We start from the raw sequence: 14,977 nt of genomic DNA, 5'->3' as shown, positions 1-14,977 counted from the left end.
GTGGCGAATCGCGGGTCGCGATCGCCGCGTTCGTGATCAGTCGTCGGCGGGGCTCGCGCCGCCGATGCCGCCCTCCTCTGCCTGCTGTTTCGTGTAGGAGAGCTTGCCGCCGGAGGTGACGATCTCGCGTTCGCGCTCGCTGGCGTCGAGGCGGGCGGTCGCCTCCCAGTCGTCGTTCACGCGGACGGTGAACTCGTTCTGGCCGGAGGCGATCCCCTCCTCGACGTCGTCGACGATCTCGATGTCGTCGCCCTGCTCGATCCGGTCGTAGGTGTCGTCGTCGATCGTGAGCGGGACGATGCCGAAGTTGAAGAGGTTCGCCTTGTGGATGCGCGCGAAGCTCTTCGCGAAGACGGCCTCGATGCCCAGATACATCGGACAGAGCGCGGCGTGCTCCCTCGAACTACCCTGGCCGTAGTTCTCGCCGGCGACGAGCACGCCGCCGTCTGCGGCCTGTGCGCGCTCGGGGAACGTGTCGTCGACCCGGCTCAGGGTAAACTCCGAGATCTTCGGGATGTTCGAGCGGTACATCAGGATGTCGCTGGAGGCGGGCACGATGTGGTCGGTCGTGATGTTGTCCTCCATCTTCAGCAGCGCCTCACCCTCGATGTGCGCGTCGAGGGGGTCCTTCAGCGGGACGTCGCCGATGTTCGGGCCCTTGATGAGCTCGTCGTCGACGGCCTCGTCGGGACTGATGAGGTCGGCCTTCGAACCGGTGTACTCGTCGGGCATCTCGAAGCCGGGGTCCTCCAGATCGTCCAGCTCGTCGGCCAGGTCGCGCGGGTCGACGATCTCGCCTTTGATCGCCGCCGCGGTGGCGACCTCGGGCGAGCAGAGGTAGACCGAGTCGTCCTCGATACCGGAGCGACCCTCGAAGTTGCGGTTGAACGTCCGCACCGAGACGGAATCGCTGCCGGGGACGTGGCCGATGCCGATGCACGGCCCACAGGTCGACTCCGAGAAGTTGACGCCGGCGGCCATCAGCTCGGCCGTCCAGCCCTCGCGGGCGAGCATCTCGCTCGCCTGCTTCGAGGCGGGCGCGACGATCATGTCGGTCTTCATGTCGATCTCGCGGCCCTCGAGCATCTTCGCGGTCGGCAGGATGTCCTCGTAGCCGCCGTTCGTACAGGAGCCGATGATGACCTGGTCGACGTCGGTGCCCGCGACCTCCCGTACGGGGACGATGTTGTCGGGCATCGACGGCTCGGCGATCAGCGGCTCGAGATCCGAGAGGTCGACCGTGATCTCGTCGTCGTACTCGGCGTCCTCGTCGGGTCCGATCTCGACGTACTCGTCGCCGCGGCCGAGGCTTTCGAGGTACTCCTCGGTGCGCTCGTCCGTCGGGAAGATCGAGGTGGTCGCGCCGAGCTCCGTGCCCATGTTCGTGATGGTCGTGCGCTCGGGGGCCGAGAGCGTCTCGACGCCCGGGCCGGTGTACTCGAGCACCTTGCCGACGCCGCCCTTCACCGAGAGCCGGCGCAGCATCTCGAGGATGACGTCCTTCGCGGTCGCCCACTCGGGCAGCTCGCCCTCGAGGCGGACGTTGACGACTTCCGGCATCTCGATGTAGTAGGGGCCCCCGCCCATCGCGACGGCGATGTCGAGCCCGCCCGCACCGATCGCGAGCTGGCCGAGCCCGCCGGGGGTCGGGGTGTGCGAGTCGCTGCCGAGCAGCGTCTTGCCGGGCGCGGCGAAGTTCTCCTTGTGGACGTTGTGGCAGATGCCGTTGCCGGGTCGCGAGAAGTGCGCGCCGAAGGTACCGGCGGCCGACCGCAGGAAGCGGTGGTCGTCGGTGTTCTTGAAGTCGAACTGGTAGGTCTGGTGGTCACAGTACTGGGCGGCGGTCTCGGTCTGGACCTCGTCCAGATCGAGCGCCTCGAACTGCAGCCAGACCATCGTCCCCGTCGTGTCCTGTGTGAGGACCTGGTCGATCTCGATGCCGATCTCCTCGCCCGTTTCGAGCTCGCCGTCGAGGAGATGGTCGTCGAGGATCTTCTCCGTTAGCGTCTGTCCCATATCATCCGTAGGTCGGCCGTCCACGGATATAAATCCCGCGTGTTTGTGTACCCGATAATCGTTGCAAACCGCCCGCGGGTGGGCAATTATTGCGCGAACCGCGGCGGTTCGTCAGGGGTTTATCGGCCCGCTGTGAACGCCCGGCATGTACCGCGACGGAGCCTTCGTCGGCGAACACGTCACGCCGACGACCGGAGCACAGATCCAGCCCAACGGGGTCGACCTCACGCTCGATGCGATCTTCGAGCCCCTCGAACCCGGCCGGATCACGCGAAACGAGACGGAGATCGGCGAGCGCCAGCGCGTCGCAAGCATGGAGCGCGACCGGAAGCTGCCCGAGTCGTACTACCTCGAACCCGGCGGTTACGTCGTGCGCTACGACGAACGCATCGAGATCCCCGAGGGCCACGTGGGCTTCGTCTACCCCCGGTCGTCGCTCATGCGAAACGGCTGTATGCTCGACACCGCGGTCTGGGATGCCGGCTACGAGGGCCGCGGCGAGGGGCTTCTGGAGGTCCACCACGACGTCGAGCTCGAACGCGGCGCGCGCATCGCCCAGCTCGTCCTGGCCGAGGCCGACCACGAGGGGAGCTACGACGGCTCCTACCAGGGCGAGAACCTCGAGACGCCGCGCGACTAATCCCGACGCAGCTTCTCCCTGTACCGGCGTATCGTCCCGTAGGGTGCGATCACGTCCCACTCGACGCCCCCTTCTTTCTCCCCGAGGAACAGCAGCTGTTCGAGGGTCCGCGCGCTCTGGGCGGACCGCGCGCCCCCGACGAAGACGACCCGCCCCTCGAGCCGGCGGGGGAAGAGTAACTGCTCCTCGGCCATCACGCGCAGCAGGGCGTTGCCGTCGACCCCGAGGCGATAGCCCCCGGCCGCGAAGTAGTCCCCGGTTCGGACCGCACGGTTCGACCCGCTGACCCAGTCCAACCCGAGAACGGGCAGGCCGTACTGCAGGGCGAGGCGGATCGAGGCGTCGACGCCGCCCCACTTCTCGCCCCCCACCGGCCCGTAGGTGAGCGAGACGCCCGGCTCGAACGGTTCGAGCAGCGCGCTCAGAAAGCCCGGCGGGTAGGTGCTGTCGGCGTCGACCGAGACGACGACCTCCCCACGGGCGAGCTCGAACCCGCGGTGGCGCGCGCGTAGGATCCCTCGCTCGACGAAGTCCACGAGGTCGACGATCGGGTGCTCCTGGGCGATCTCGACGGTCGCGTCGTCGCTGTAGGAGTCGAGCACGATCACCTCGAAGGCGTACTCGTCGGGGGCGGCCTCGATCGAGGCCGCAAGCGAGTCCAGGCAGTCGCCGATCCGTCGCTGCTCGTTCAGGCTCGGCAGCGTAACGGTGACGAGCGCGCGACTCATGGGGGCATAGTGTCCCTTCCCGGAACGGGAAGTTTATCTCTTGCGCCGGATCGCTTAGATATCCCAGCGATCTATACGTCGCATGGAGCCCGCGATCCTGCTCGGCCTGCCCGCCGCCGTCGAGTGGCTCTCGTCGCTCGCCGAGGGGCTCATCGCGACCGCCACCGGCTGGCCCGGGCTGGCGATCGTCTTCGTCTACTCGTTCGTCCTCGGCTTCGCCGTCCTCCCGCTTCCGAGCGAGTTGGTCCTGCTCGCGCCGCTCGACTTCGGTCTCGGCGAGAACGCCCGGCTGGGGCTTATCGTCCTCGTCGCCAGCGTGGGGAAGGCGCTCGGGAGCGTGATCGTCCTCTGGATCAGCGTCGCGGTCCGCGAGTCCGACCCGGTCCAGGAGGCGATCGAGAGCTCCCGGTTCGGCTTCCACGACTGGTCGCGGCGGACCTCGATCCGGATGGCCAAGCGCTACGGCTATCTGGGGATGGCGATCGTCCTCTCGGTCCCGTTCTTCCCCGACACTGCCTCGGTCTACGCCTTCTCGGTCCTCGAGGACGACTACCTGCGGTTCTCGGCGGCCGCCTTCGCGGGCAGCGTCGGCCGGCTGGTCGTCGTCGCCGTCGCCCTCGAGGGGACGATCGGCCTCTGATGGCGGGGAGTCGGGCGTGTGACTGGGTAGCACCCTGGCAGAAGGATTTAACTTGTTTTCAGACATATGGACGCTCGATACTCCGCTCGTCGACCCCTGCAGCACCCGATTCAGTATGTCTCCAGAAATCACAGTCTCCGTCGATCCTCATGTACACTCCGATGGCTCCTACGACGGCCACGAGCCCGTCGAGCTCATCCTCGAACACGCCGCGGACATCGGTCTGGACGGCGTGGTGATCACCGACCACGACGAGATCGACGAGTCGCTTCGCGCGGCCGCCCTCGCCCCCCGGTACGGGCTGATCGGCATTCCCGGCGTCGAGGTCTCGACCGCCCACGGCCACCTGCTGGCCCTCGGCGTCGAGGAGCTGCCCGACTCGGGCCAGCCCTTTCAGGAGACCGTCGAGACGGTCCGCGACATGGGCGGCGTCGCCGCGGTCCCCCACCCCTTCCAGCGCTCGCGCCACGGCGTCCACAAGCGCCGGATCGAGGACTGTGACGCCGTCGAGGTGTACAACTCGATGCTCTTCACCGGCTATCGCAACCGACGCGCCAGGACGTTCGCGCGGCGCCACGACTACCCGAAGCTCGGCGCGAGCGACGCCCACTACCTCCCGAACGTCGGACGGGCCTACACCGACATCACCATCGAGACCGACCGCGGGTTGACGCCCGCCGACGTCACCGGCGAGACCGTGGTCGACGCCCTCGCCGACGGCGCGACTCACATTCAGGGCAAGCGCACCCCGATCAGAAAGAGCACCGTCCAGTACGCGAAGGGTGCGGTCCGCAAGTCCTCCTATCTCGTCACCTCGCGGATGCCGGTCGTCCCGACCGTCCCCGCCTCGATGGACCGCTAGCCGGGCAGGATGTCGCCGAGCGAGGCCCCGATCGCCATCCCGGTCCAGATCACGCTGATCCGACAGACCGCGATCCAGGGCTCGGCCCAGTCGACCCGCCCCCACATCGTGGTCATGAGGGCGGCGACGAGAAACGAGATCGAGAGCACGCCGACCAGCCGGTGGGGAAGGATCCCCAGAAGGCGATCGCCGACCTCGACGCGCTGGATGTCGGTGTAGTAGAGCAGGCCGACGACCACGCCCACCGCGAAGACGGCGTTCGCGACGAAGAAGACCGGCAGCGGTCCCACGGTCGTCGCGGCGAAGTGTTCGGCGATGTCGTACACCCCGTCGACGGCTTCGCCGTCTGCCAGAGGCGTCTACGACGCCTCGCTGTCCTCGACGAGCAGCGGCAGGCCGACGATGACGCTCCCGACGAACGCCTCGGCCATGTCGCGGCCGGTGTAATCCTGACGCGCCGCCCGAAGACGCCCCGCGGCAGCCGATGGGCGGTTCGGCGCGTCTCGCGGACCGCCTCGCGCTCCGCCGGCGAATCGACGGTCTCCTCGAGGCTGTCGAGCTGTTCGAGGAGCACGTCGACGTCGGGCTCGTCGGGCTCGTCGGGCTCGTCCATCCGCTACAGCAGGCTGTGTACGTGGTCGTGGTACTCCTCGGGGACCGCCTCCCGAAGCCGTTCGGGGTCGGTCTCGCCGCCGACGCTCACGAGGTACACCTTCCCCGGGACCGAGCCGTAGACGCCCTGGAAGTCGTAGACGAAGCCGTAGATCCGCTCGTCGGCCGGTACCTCCTCGGCCTCCGCGAGGAACTCGACCTGCTTGCGGACGTTGTACTCGACCAGCGGGTTGATCGCGTCGTCGGTCTCGGGATCGACGGCACCCGACTCGAACGCCTCGTCGACGATCGGAACGAGCAGCTCGACCTGCTTCTCGATCCCCGGCGGCTCCTCGCCCAGCTCCCCACGGGCGGCCCCATAGGCCGCGGTCACGGCCCCACAGCCGGTGTGGCCGACGACGGCCGTCGTCCCCGTCTCGGTGTGGGCGATCGGGTAGAGCACCGAGCCGTCGACGACGAGCTCGCCGTCGTGGCGCTCGAAGACCCGGTTGCCGATGTTGCTCGGGGTGAACACCCAGCCGGGCTCCTCGGCGCTCCACATCCCCTCCTGGGAGACCCGCGAGTCCGAACAGCAGATCGAGACGAGCGCGGGCCGCTGTCCGTCGCGGACCTCGTCGAAGTGACCCTCGGGAAGCGATTCGGCGTGCGTGCGGTTCCGATCGAACAGCGACTCGAGCGATGCGTCGGGCATGCCCCTACGTCCACCGGGGCCGAAAAAGAGCTATCGCAAGCGATCGACCAGCTCCCGGAGCGTCGCCAGGTCGTACTGTCCCGGCGCGGTCGCCTCGTCGGGGTCGACCGGCGCGTAGCCGATCTTCGAGCCGTAGACCGGCGCGACCGCCCGCGAGTGGCGACCAGCCTCGCCCATCGCCATCGTCGCCACCCGCTTGCCCTCGCTTGCGAGGTCGTAGGTGATCGACAGCAGCGCGAGGGCGTCGCCCGGGTCGTCGGCGGCCACCGCGAGCTTTCCGACCCCGCCGTACTCGCTCGCCCGCTCGAGGGTCGCGCGCATCTCGTCGGCGCCGGGCGTCCCCTCGAACTCGTGGGCCGAGGCGATCACCGTAGTCCCGTGATCGTGCGCGTGGGCCGCGGCGTCGCCCGCTGCCCCCGATTCGAGGGCCTCAAGCTCGAGATCGATCGCGCCCACGCCCTCGAACTCCGCGGCGCGCGCGAGGTCCTCCAGCCGGTTCTCCTCGCGGGCCTCCCCGCCCTCCCAGTCGGCACGGTTGGTCGCGATCAGCGGGAGCTCGCCGCCGTAGGAGGCGAGCGCTGTCAGCGGGTCGTCCGAGAGGTCCATCCGGAACTCGACGCAGTCGGCGTGCTCGCGGGCGCGGGGCTCGTCGCCCAGATCGGCCGTCGAGGCGGCGAGGGTAAAGGAGTCGAACTCGAGGCGCATGGTCCGTAGAAAGGCTGCCCGTCCGTTAACCTATGCGATCGGCGAGAGGGCTGCGTTCGTGCCGACGACCCTCACGCGAGGCCGACGCTCTCCTCGGCCTCCAGCAGCTCGTGGTACCGGTTGCGGATGGTGACCTCCGAGATGTCCGCGACCTCGCTGACGGCAGCCTGCGTCGTCTTCTCGTTCGTCAGCAGCGCGGCGGCGTAGACCGCGGCCGCAGCGAGTCCCACGGGCGACTTGCCCGAGTGGACGCCCTTCTCCTTCGCGTTCCGCAGGAGCTGGCGTGCGCGGTGCTCGGCCTCGTCGGAGAGCTCAAGCCCCGAGGCGAACCGGGGGACGTAGCTCTCGGGGTCGGCGGGCTGGACCTCCAGACCCAGCTCCCGGACCACGTAGCGGTACGTGCGTGCGACCTCGCTCTTCTCGACGCGCGAGACCTCGCTGATCTCGTCGAGGCTCCGGGGAACGCCCGCCTGGCGGGCGGCGGCGTAGACGCTCGCGGTGGCGACGCCCTCGATCGAGCGGCCGGGCAGCAGGTCCTCGTTGAGCGCCCGGCGATAGATCACCGAGGCGGTCTCCCGGACGTTGTCGGGCAGGCCGAGCGCCGAGGCCATCCGGTCGATCTCGCCGAGCGCCTGCTTGAGGTTTCGCTCCTTGGAATCGCGGGTGCGGAAGCGTTCGTTCCACTTGCGGAGCCGTTGCATCTTCTGGCGCTGGCGACTGCCGAGCGAGTTGCCGTAGGCGTCCTTGTTGCGCCAGTCGATGTTCGTCGAGAGCCCCTTGTCGTGCATCGTGTTGGTGGTCGGGGCCCCCACCCGGCTCTTCTGGTCCTTCTCGCGGGAGTCGAACGCGCGCCATTCGGGCCCGCGGTCGACCGAGTCCTCGGCGACGACGAGCCCACAGTCCGCACAGACGGTCTCGCCGTGCTCGTCGTCGTTGATGAGCTGGCCGCTACACTCCGGACAGCTGTGGTCCTCGCGTTCGGTCTCCTGTTCGTTCTCGGTCTCGCGCGTTCGTTCGCGGATGTTCTCGCTCATGATTGGTGAGAGGGCAGGCGCTGGCCGGGCAGGGATACTGAAAAATCCCGGTCGTCTCGTTGAGATGTAGTAAGTCCGAAACTTACTTAGGTGTTTTGGTATCGAATTCCTCGGGGGCATAACACCGGGTCGTACGGCGGATCCGGACGTCTGTAACGAACTATTTAACTAGTCGAGGCGGAACGGAAGGGGCAACTCGGTGGGGGGCCACGTTGGGGTATGAACGTCGCCGTCGGGAGCGGGAACCCGGTCAAACGGAGCGCCGTCGAGCGGGTCTTCGAATCGGCCAGCGTCGAGGCCCGTCCGGTCGACACCGGGGTAAGCGAACAGCCGGTCGGACACGCGGAGACGATCACCGGCGCGCGGACCCGCGCCCGGCGATCGTTCGGGCCCGAGGTGGCCTACGCCGTCGGCCTCGAGGGCGGCGTCGCCGAGTTCTCCGCGTCCGTCGACGGTGCGGGATCGGGCGACGAGCGCTTCGAGGGCGCCGAGGGACTGTTCCTGATCATGTGGGCCGCCGTCACTGACGGCAGGCGCGTCGAGGTCGGCGCCGGTCCCTCCGTCCGACTGCCCGACCCGATCGCCCGCGAGGTCGCCTCGGGCGCGGAGCTGGGTCCGCTGTTGGACGACCGTCTCGGCACCGACGACCTCGCGCGCAACCAGGGTGCGATCGGCGTCTTCACCGACGGCCGGCTCACCCGGCGGGACGCCCTCGCGGGGGCGGTCGCCTGTGCGGCCGGCCCCGTCATTTCGGATTAAGCAGGTGTACCAACCGGCTCCCCCTGGGGGCGGACGCCCCTTCCGAACCGACCCGAAACCGCACGACTACGGAGGGTTAACCAGCCGTACCAAATCCGCTAAAGGCGATAGCTCCATACGTACGGGTATGAGCACGACGACGGCCCCGACCGGTCTGAACGAGACCCAGCAGCGCATCCTGCAGTATCTCCGCGAGAACGCCGGCACGCGGACGTACTTCAAGTCGCGGCTCATCGCCGAGGACCTCGGGCTGACGGCCAAGGAGGTCGGCACCAACATGAGCGCGCTCTGCTCGGGCGAGTTCGGCGTCGACGTCGAGAAATGGGGCTACTCCTCCTCGACGACCTGGATGGTCAGCGCCTGACCTACGGGTCGTACCGGATCAACTCGTCGGCTCGGTCGGCGAACTCCGCCGTCCGATCGCCGAACGAGTCGGCATAGCGGACCAGAAGCGAGATGAACGTCTCGGGTCGTTCGAGCGCGTATCCGTCCTCGCGACTGAGCAGGCCCGCCTCCTCGAGGTCCGCCGCCGTGTTGCTCACCGTCGCCGAGGAGACCCCGAGGCGTTCTGCGATCGTGCTGCCGGTCGTCGTCGGGTTCGCGAGCAGCGCGATCACCATCCCTCGGGGGGTCTCCCGGCGGAGGTAGCCGAGCGCCCGGCGCTCGAACTCCGAGAACTTCTCGGCGGGGAAGTACCGGCGGTACTCCCCGTCCATGTGGCTCTCGATCGCGCCCGCGTCGACCAGTCGTCGGAGGTGGTGTTGGGTCTCGCCGGTCCCCAGCGAGAGGTCGTCGCGGATCTTCGAGAAGTGCGCGCCGGGCGTCGAGGAGACGTAGCCCGCGATCGCCGAGCGGGCGTCGCTGTCGGAGCTCGACCCGACGAACGCCGCGAGCGGGCTCGCCGCTCCCAGCGCGGCGAAGCGCCGCAGCGTCGTGCGTTTGTCCCCGTCGACGGGCTCGCGCCCCGGCTCGGCCATATTACCGATAGTAACGCGGAGCCGAGGTAAAACAGCTTCGGCCGACCCCGGCTGGCCGGATCAGTTCGTCTCCGTTTCGGTCTCGGTTTCGGGATCCGTCCCGATCTCCTCTCGCTCCTCCCACTCCTCGTCGTCGCGGCCCTCGAACTCGTTGTCCATCCCACCGATGACCTCGTCTGCGTCCTGGATGGTGTCCATGTCCTCGCCCTCCTTGATCGCCTGGGCCTCCTGCTCCATCTCCTGGACGTCGAGGTCGGCCTCCTCGTCGATCTGTCCGAGGATCTCGTCGATGTTGTCGAGCCCGAGCATCTGTCGGGTCTCCTCGTCGAAGTCGAGGCTGTCGAGCTGGCCCTCGTCGAGTTTGGTGTCGCTGCCGGTGAGGTGCTTGCCGTAGCGGCCGACCAGCGAGGTGAGCTCCTGGGGCATGATGAACGTGCTCGACTCGCCCTGGCCGATCGATTCGAGGGTCTCCATCCCCTTCTCGATGACTGCGCGCTCGCCCATCGACTCGGCGGATTTCGCCCTCAGAACGGTCGAGACCGCGTCACCCTGTGCCTCGAGGATCTGGCTCTGTTTCTCACCCTGTGCGCGGATGATGTTCGACTGCTTGTCACCCTCTGCGGTCTCGACCGCCGAGCGCCGTTCACCCTGCGCCTCGAGGATCATCGCCCGTCGCTTGCGCTCCGCGGAGGTCTGTTGCTCCATCGCGCGCTGGACGTCCTGGCTGGGGTTCACCTCCCTGACTTCGACCGACTCCACTCGAATGCCCCACTCGTCGGTGGGCTCGTCGAGCTCGGTGCGGATCTTCGCGTTGATCTCCTCGCGCTTGCTCAGCGTGTCGTCGAGCTCCATGTCGCCCAGAACGGCTCGCAGCGTGGTCTGGGCGAGGTTCGAGACGGCCTTCTTGTAGTCGTCGACCTCCAGAAAGGCCTTCTTCGCGTCCATCACCTTGATGTAGACGACGGCGTCCGCGGTGACGGGCGAGTTGTCCCGTGTGATCGCCTCCTGACGGGGGACGTCGAGCGTCTGTGTCCGCATGTCGAAGTGGTGGGTCGCGGAGACGAACGGCGGGATGAAGTGGATGCCCGGCTCGAGGAGTTTGCGGTACTCGCCGAAGACGGTCAACGCGCGCTTCTCGGTCGCGTCGACGATCTCGACCATCTGCCAGACGGTGACGATGGCGAGAAACAGGAGTAACAACGCGACGAACGTCAGCGTGAGTGCTGCCTGCAGCGGTACCACGGGGAACATGGCTGGACGTTAGGAACTACGTACCAAAAGGGTTCCCCCGATCGGGCCGCCTACCGTTCGCGTTCGACCGATCCGTCCTCGAGCTCGGCCTCGGAGGCGTCGGTCACCCGCCCGAGATCGAGCTCGCGGTCGATCTCGTCCTCGACCGCGCCCATCGACTCGACGGTGAGGACGTTCCCGCCGCCGGGGTCGATCACGAACACCTCCTCGCCCTCCTCGATCTCCCCCTCCATCGATCGGGCGGTGTAGTAGGGGTTGAAGCCGCCGCCGGTGAGCTTGATCTGGCCGCCCGTGGGCGAGACGCGCTCGGTGACCCGCCCCGTTCGGCCCTTGAGCGAGGCCGAATCGCTCGTCCGACCCGTCCCCTTGCCGCCGTAGAGGTCGAGCTCGCGGTAGGCGAACAGCGAGACGCCCCCGACCAACAGCACCGTCGCCGCGAGCGCGACCGCGAGCGCGCCGCCGCCGATGAAGGGACCGAGCGCCAGCCCGACCAGCCCGGCGACGACGAGCGCGACCCCGAGGACGATCAGGTGGGCACCGGGAGCGAGGGCTTCGGCGATCGTGAGGAGCACCCCGATCACCAGGAGCACGAGCGGCAGCGACTCCCCGAGGATCTCTACCATACCAACAGTTAGGACGCGGCCTGATTAATGTTTCCGGATCAGATAAATCCCAGCCCGTAGGCGATCGTGCCGACCGCGATCAGCACGCCGAGCACGACGAAGAGGACGTTCTCGGGGTCGAGCGAACCCGGCTCGATCCGTCGGTCGACGCGTTGGTCCTCTCCCGCTCCCCCGATCTCGTCCCCGTCAGCGTCGTCCGGAAGCAGCCCGCCGTCCTCGGCGTCTTCGGCGTCCTCGCCGACCTCGTCGATCGAGTACTTCCACTCGTCCTCCCCGTCCTGGTCCGCCATCGTCACTCGGACCCCGTTCGTCGCGGGACGTCCGTCTCGCGGCGCTCGTCGGGGCTCGCGAGTTCGCCCTCGTAGATCACGCCCCGCTCGGCGTCGACGGTGACGACCGTCCCGTCGGGCACGCCGGTCAGGTCGGCACCGCTGACCATCGGAAGCCCGACCTCGCGGGCGACCATCGCGGGATAGCCCGTCATCCCAGAGCGCGCGTCGACGATCGCGCCGACCGCCGAGAGGTCGCCCGTGAACTCCGCGTCGAACCCCTCGGGCAGCGCGACGACCGACCCGGGCTCGATCCCCGAGAGATCGCCGTCGGCGACCGTGACCACCGGGCCGCTCGCCCGCCCGGAGACGACGCCGGTGCCCGTCTCGACGGTCTCGGCGGCGACGTGGACCTTCAGCATGTTGGTCGTACCCGCACCCTCGATCTCGGTCATCATCCCCGAGAGCACGACGACGGTGTCGCCGCTCTCGGCGACCCCCGAGTCGAGCGCGGCGCTGACGGCGTTCTCGATCACGTCGTTCGTCCCTTGGTCGGTGAAGGGGGCGTACTGGGCGTTGACGCCCCACGACAGCGCGAGCTGGCGGCGTACGTGCTCGGTGGGCGTCGAGGCGACGACCGGCACGCCCGGGCGATACTTCGCCATCTTCCGGGCGGTGTAACCCGACTCGCTCGCCGCGACGACGGCGCTGGCGTCGAGGTCCCGCGCGAGATAACGCGCCGCCCGTGCCAGCCCCTCCGTACGCGAGTCGCTCGGGCCCGGAACGCGCTGTTCGCGCAGCTCGTCGTACTCGTCGCTTCGCTCGACCTCGCGGACGATGCTGTCCATCGCGTCGACGACCCGGACGGGGTGATCGCCGATCGCCGTCTCGCCCGAGAGCATCACGGCGTCGGTGCCGTCCAGCACCGCGTTCGCGACGTCGGAGGCCTCCGCGCGGGTCGGCCGTCGGGAGTGGACCATCGAGTCGAGCATCTCGGTGGCGGTGATGACGGGCACGCCCGCGTCCCGACATTTGTGGATGATGCGCTTCTGGATCATCGGGACGTCCTCCATCGGACACTCGACGCCTAGGTCCCCGCGGGCGACCATGATGCCGTAGGAGGCGTCGATGATCTCCTCGAGGTTCTCGACGGCCCCCGCGCGCTCGATCTTCGAGACGATGGGGATCGGCTCGCCGAACTCCTCGATCGTCGCGCCGACCTCGTGGACGTCCTCGGCGTCCCGGACGAACGAGGCCGCGACGAAATCGGCGCCCTTCTCGGCGGCGAGCTGTAGGTCCCGGCGGTCCTTCTCGGTGACGACGTCGAGGTCGAGCTCGACGCCGGGGACGTTGACGCCCTTCCGGCCCGGGAGCGGGCCGCCGCTCTCGACGCGGGCCACGACGGCATCGCCCTCGACGCCCTCGACGGTCGTCTCGATCCGACCGTCGTCGAGCAGCACGGTGTCGCCGGGCTCGACACCCGTGATGGGGATCGAGAGGCCGACCTCCTCCGGGGTGGCCTCGTCGCCCTCGACGAACCGGACCGTCGAGCCCGCCTCGAGCTCGATCGGCTCCTCGAGGGGCGCGGTGCGGATCTCCGGTCCCTTCGTGTCGAGCATCGTCGCGACGGGCTTCTCGGAACCGTCGTCGACCCCTTTGACGCGCTCGATCAGCTCCGCGCGGTCCTCGAGGTTGCCGTGGCTCGCGTTGAGCCGCGCGACCGACATGCCCGCGTCCGCGAGCTCGCGGATCGTGCGCCGGTCGTCGGAGGCCGGCCCCAGCGTACAGACGATCTTCGCGTTTCTCATACAGGGGGTAGACGGCAAACCGGCAAAAAGCCCAACGGTTAGTTCGCCCGCGAGTGAGTCCTCGCCGGCCGAACGACTTTGGGGCACGATCACAAACGCCGGACCATGCCGACGTACGCCGGACTCGTCGACGTGGAGGACCGGGAGTTCCAGAACGTCCAGGAGCTGGCCTCGCTGTGGGGCGAGATCCGCACCGAGCTCGAACGCTTCGACGTGCGCATCGAGGAGTCGTACGCCGTCCTCGGCGAGTACGACTTCATCGTCGTCTTCGAGGCGCCCGATCGCGACAGCGCGGTCCAGGCCGCCCTCACGATCCAGGGCTACGGGCTCGACATGCAGACGATGGAGGCCACCGATACCGATCACTTCGCCGACCTCGTCGGGGATCGCTGACTCCACGCGAGAACCAGCACTCGATTCCCCTTACAGCAGCTCAACCGTTTCCTGAGCCTCCGCTCTCGAACTCCCCGCCCTCGAACGTCGCCCAGTTGAGGACGATGAACAGGACCAGCAGGACCCCGGCCACTACCGCGAACGCCAGCGTCCATCTGCGTTGGTCCGCCGGCGAGAGGTCGAAACGGACGGCAGCCCACGTCGTCGCGACCGTCCCGGAGAGGAACAGCGAGAGCCCGATAGCCGCGATATGGAGTCCCCCCAACGCCGATCCGGGGAGGATCAACAGCCCCAACCCGACGATCACCGCCCCGACCACCATCGTCAGGAGGGGGAAGACCCGAAACGAAGTGTCGACCTCCGAAGCCGTGGTTTCAGTCACGGGGATACCTACGCTGCAGAAGTAGAAAAACACTAAGCATGCTGACCTATCAGCATATTCTTCGTGCCGATCGGTTCGGGGGGTCCGATCGGATCGGACCCTTCTGTGATCAGACTTTCCGACGATCAATCCCTCGAAACCTCCAGCGAAGGCAGGCGTAGGCCGATCGTACTCTCCGGACAGACTATCACCAGAACAGCTAATACCGTTCCAACTGATACTGGAGGTATGAACTGGGAATCCGAGCGTGACATGGCGAAGGACGTGGAAGAGAACCACGACCTGTATGCTGCGCTAGCCGACGAGAGCGACGACGAGTAGTTCATTTAGCAGCCGTCTACGTCTAACACGTCCTCGAAGTAACTCTCCCAGACGTCATAGAGGGCATCCCGTTCGAACATGGTATCGAATCGGATCTGTGGGAGTTCCCCACGCACTTCATGGGATTCATCTCGCGCCGCTTTCGTCCTCTCACTCGACCAGTCGCCAGGATCGATCCCATTGTCGCGGAGTAGTCGCCTGAGCAGTGCGATTGCCGTTCGGTGGTTGGCATCGGGGAAGAAATGCTTTCCGACGACGGAATGCAT

18 protein-coding genes are annotated in these 14,977 nt (G+C 67.8%); 6 read left to right on the top strand and 12 right to left on the bottom strand.

What is annotated here, in order from left to right:
- Positions 1 to 36: 36 nt before the first annotated feature.
- The gene (locus WOA58_RS06270) at positions 37 to 2,016 is read right to left on the bottom strand and encodes an aconitate hydratase (RefSeq protein ID WP_340603321.1); all 1,980 of its coding nucleotides are present in this window, start codon (positions 2,014 to 2,016) and stop codon (positions 37 to 39) included.
- Positions 2,017 to 2,161: 145 nt separating this feature from the next.
- On the opposite strand from WOA58_RS06270, the gene WOA58_RS06265 reads away from it, so the two are divergent.
- Positions 2,162 to 2,656 carry a deoxyuridine 5'-triphosphate nucleotidohydrolase gene (locus WOA58_RS06265; RefSeq protein ID WP_340603320.1) on the top strand — a complete coding sequence of 165 codons (495 nt, stop codon included), beginning with the start codon at positions 2,162 to 2,164 and terminating at the stop codon, positions 2,654 to 2,656.
- Here WOA58_RS06265 and WOA58_RS06260 read toward each other — a convergent pair.
- Positions 2,653 to 3,384: a glycosyltransferase family 2 protein gene (locus WOA58_RS06260; protein ID WP_340603319.1), complete on the bottom strand. Its 732-nt coding sequence runs from the start codon at positions 3,382 to 3,384 to the stop codon at positions 2,653 to 2,655. The two genes, WOA58_RS06265 and WOA58_RS06260, sit on opposite strands and share 4 nt — an antisense overlap.
- Before the next feature lie 82 nt (positions 3,385 to 3,466).
- Here WOA58_RS06260 and WOA58_RS06255 point away from each other — a divergent pair, with 82 nt between their 5' ends.
- On the top strand, positions 3,467 to 4,024 hold the full coding sequence (locus WOA58_RS06255) for a hypothetical protein (RefSeq protein WP_340603318.1): 558 nt from the start codon (positions 3,467 to 3,469) through the stop codon (positions 4,022 to 4,024).
- A 115-nt stretch (positions 4,025 to 4,139) separates the two neighbouring features.
- Complete coding sequence (locus WOA58_RS06250; RefSeq protein ID WP_340603317.1) at positions 4,140 to 4,886, top strand: PHP domain-containing protein; 747 nt, start codon at positions 4,140 to 4,142, stop codon at positions 4,884 to 4,886.
- On the opposite strand, the gene WOA58_RS06245 is transcribed toward WOA58_RS06250, so the two are convergent.
- From WOA58_RS06245 to WOA58_RS06230, 4 genes are all read right to left on the bottom strand, one after another.
- Entirely contained in the window at positions 4,883 to 5,212 is a 330-nt protein-coding gene (locus tag WOA58_RS06245; RefSeq protein ID WP_340603316.1) for a hypothetical protein, read from the bottom strand. The genes WOA58_RS06250 and WOA58_RS06245 overlap by 4 nt on opposite strands.
- Before the next feature lie 290 nt (positions 5,213 to 5,502).
- Entirely contained in the window at positions 5,503 to 6,189 is a 687-nt protein-coding gene (locus WOA58_RS06240; protein ID WP_340603315.1) for a carbonic anhydrase, read from the bottom strand.
- Between the two features lie 30 nt (positions 6,190 to 6,219).
- Positions 6,220 to 6,894, bottom strand: a complete 675-nt coding sequence (locus WOA58_RS06235; protein ID WP_340603314.1) for a type I 3-dehydroquinate dehydratase — start codon at positions 6,892 to 6,894, stop codon at positions 6,220 to 6,222.
- A gap of 71 nt (positions 6,895 to 6,965) precedes the next feature.
- Positions 6,966 to 7,928: a transcription initiation factor IIB gene (locus WOA58_RS06230; protein ID WP_340603313.1), complete on the bottom strand. Its 963-nt coding sequence runs from the start codon at positions 7,926 to 7,928 to the stop codon at positions 6,966 to 6,968.
- 219 nt (positions 7,929 to 8,147) lie between these two features.
- On the opposite strand from WOA58_RS06230, the gene WOA58_RS06225 reads away from it, so the two are divergent.
- A complete protein-coding gene (locus tag WOA58_RS06225) occupies positions 8,148 to 8,687 on the top strand; it encodes an inosine/xanthosine triphosphatase (RefSeq protein WP_340603312.1) in 540 nt (179 codons plus the stop codon).
- Positions 8,688 to 8,814: 127 nt separating this feature from the next.
- A complete protein-coding gene (locus WOA58_RS06220; RefSeq protein ID WP_340603311.1) occupies positions 8,815 to 9,051 on the top strand; it encodes a DUF7123 family protein in 237 nt (78 codons plus the stop codon).
- A gap of 1 nt (position 9,052) precedes the next feature.
- Here the strand turns inward: WOA58_RS06220 and WOA58_RS06215 are convergent, their stop codons facing one another.
- Genes WOA58_RS06215 through pyk form a run of 5 tightly spaced genes read right to left on the bottom strand, consistent with a single transcriptional unit; the run spans position 9,053 to position 13,615 of the window.
- The gene (locus WOA58_RS06215) at positions 9,053 to 9,664 is read right to left on the bottom strand and encodes a winged helix-turn-helix transcriptional regulator (protein ID WP_340603310.1); all 612 of its coding nucleotides are present in this window, start codon (positions 9,662 to 9,664) and stop codon (positions 9,053 to 9,055) included.
- A gap of 60 nt (positions 9,665 to 9,724) precedes the next feature.
- On the bottom strand, positions 9,725 to 10,915 hold the full coding sequence (locus WOA58_RS06210; RefSeq protein WP_340603309.1) for an SPFH domain-containing protein: 1,191 nt from the start codon (positions 10,913 to 10,915) through the stop codon (positions 9,725 to 9,727).
- Between the two features lie 50 nt (positions 10,916 to 10,965).
- Positions 10,966 to 11,538: an NfeD family protein gene (locus WOA58_RS06205; protein WP_340603308.1), complete on the bottom strand. Its 573-nt coding sequence runs from the start codon at positions 11,536 to 11,538 to the stop codon at positions 10,966 to 10,968.
- Positions 11,539 to 11,576: 38 nt separating this feature from the next.
- Positions 11,577 to 11,828, bottom strand: coding sequence for a DUF7312 domain-containing protein (locus WOA58_RS06200; RefSeq protein ID WP_340603307.1), 252 nt, complete (start codon positions 11,826 to 11,828; stop codon positions 11,577 to 11,579).
- Between the two features lie 2 nt (positions 11,829 to 11,830).
- Positions 11,831 to 13,615 carry a pyruvate kinase gene (pyk, locus tag WOA58_RS06195; RefSeq protein WP_340603306.1) on the bottom strand — a complete coding sequence of 595 codons (1,785 nt, stop codon included), beginning with the start codon at positions 13,613 to 13,615 and terminating at the stop codon, positions 11,831 to 11,833.
- A gap of 105 nt (positions 13,616 to 13,720) precedes the next feature.
- On the opposite strand from pyk, the gene WOA58_RS06190 reads away from it, so the two are divergent.
- Positions 13,721 to 14,008 (top strand): GYD domain-containing protein, encoded by a 288-nt coding sequence (locus WOA58_RS06190; RefSeq protein WP_340603305.1) that lies wholly within the window; start codon positions 13,721 to 13,723, stop codon positions 14,006 to 14,008.
- Between the two features lie 40 nt (positions 14,009 to 14,048).
- Here the strand turns inward: WOA58_RS06190 and WOA58_RS06185 are convergent, their stop codons facing one another.
- Positions 14,049 to 14,390 (bottom strand): hypothetical protein, encoded by a 342-nt coding sequence (locus tag WOA58_RS06185; RefSeq protein ID WP_340603304.1) that lies wholly within the window; start codon positions 14,388 to 14,390, stop codon positions 14,049 to 14,051.
- Positions 14,391 to 14,977: the final 587 nt, after the last annotated feature.

The organism is Halalkalicoccus tibetensis, assembly GCF_037996645.1.
GTDB lineage: Archaea > Halobacteriota > Halobacteria > Halobacteriales > Halalkalicoccaceae > Halalkalicoccus > Halalkalicoccus tibetensis.
This window is presented reverse-complemented; position numbering and strand designations above follow the sequence as displayed.